Below are 1,325 nucleotides of genomic sequence, written 5' to 3' on the forward strand. Positions count from 1 at the left end.
TCGGAGCCACCGCCCTCGACTACGGTCCCCGGCTACACGAAGGAGCGCAGGACCTGGACGGGTATCTGCTCACCGGCAGCACCACCAGTGTCATCTCCGGCCGCGTGTCGTACGCCTTCGGGCTTGAGGGTCCGGCGGTGACGGTGGACACGGCGTGCTCGTCATCCCTGGTCGCCCTGCACCTGGCAGCCCAGGCCCTGCGCAACGGCGAGTGCGACGTCGCCCTCGCCGGCGGCGTCACCGTCATGTCCACGCCTGGCATGTTCGTCGAGTTCAGTCGGCAGCGGGGACTTGCTCCCGATGGCCGGGTGAAAGCGTTCGCCGATGGTGCCGACGGCACTGTGTGGGGCGAGGGCGTGGGTGTTCTGGTCCTGGAGCGGCTGTCGGATGCTCGGCGGCGGGGGCATCGTGTGCTGGCGGTGGTGCGGGGTTCGGCTGTCAATCAGGACGGTGCGAGCAACGGTCTGACCGCCCCCAACGGTCCCTCGCAGGAGCGCATGATCCGGCAGGCGCTGGACAGTGCCCGGCTGACTCCCGCCGAGGTGGATGCGGTGGAGGCGCATGGGACGGGCACCTCGCTGGGTGATCCGATCGAGGCGCAGGCGCTGCTGGCGACGTATGGCCAGGGGCGGGATGGCGAACAGCCGTTGTGGCTGGGGTCGGTGAAGTCGAACATCGGGCATGCGCAGGCTGCTGCGGGTGTGGCGGGTGTGATCAAGATGGTGGAGTCGATGCGGCATGGGGTGTTGCCGCGGACGTTGCATGTGGATGAGCCGACGCCGCATGTGGAGTGGGAGGCCGGGCGGGTGCGGCTGCTGGCCGAGGCGCGGGAGTGGCCGGAGGTCGGGCGTGCGCGGCGGGCGGGGGTGTCGTCGTTCGGGATCAGTGGCACGAATGCGCACGTGATTCTGGAGCAGGCTCCCGTCGAGGAGCCGGTGCAGGAGGCCGAGTCGCCATCACAGGATTCTGGGTTGCCGGTGGTGTGGCCGGTGTCGGCGAAGACGCCAGTCGCGCTCAGGGTGCAGGCCGAACGGCTGGCCGCGTACGTCGGTGAGGCGGGTGACGGTCTGGACGTGGCGGCGGTGGCGCACACCCTGCTGCATGGCCGTGTGCAGTTCGACGAGCGGGCGGTTCTGGTCGGTGAGGCGGTCGCGGATCTGCTTCCGGCTTTGGAGGCGTTGGCTGCGGGTGAGGCGCATCCGTGTCTGGTGCAGGGGTCGGTGGTCGGGGGCAGGGGGGTGTTCTTGTTCACCGGGCAGGGCTCGCAACGACCCGGTATGGGGCGGGAGTTGTATGAGTCGGAGCCGGTGTTCGCGGCCGCCTTT

Annotated in this window: 1 protein-coding gene; it reads left to right on the top strand. The window is 69.7% G+C overall.

What is annotated here, in order from left to right; all coding sequences use genetic code 11:
- On the top strand, positions 1–1,325 hold a 1,325-nt coding region (locus tag KCH87_RS48410; protein ID WP_210594458.1), incomplete at both ends, for a type I polyketide synthase.

Source organism: Streptomyces sp. GESEQ-35 (genome assembly GCF_017948485.1).
Classification (GTDB): domain Bacteria; phylum Actinomycetota; class Actinomycetes; order Streptomycetales; family Streptomycetaceae; genus Streptomyces.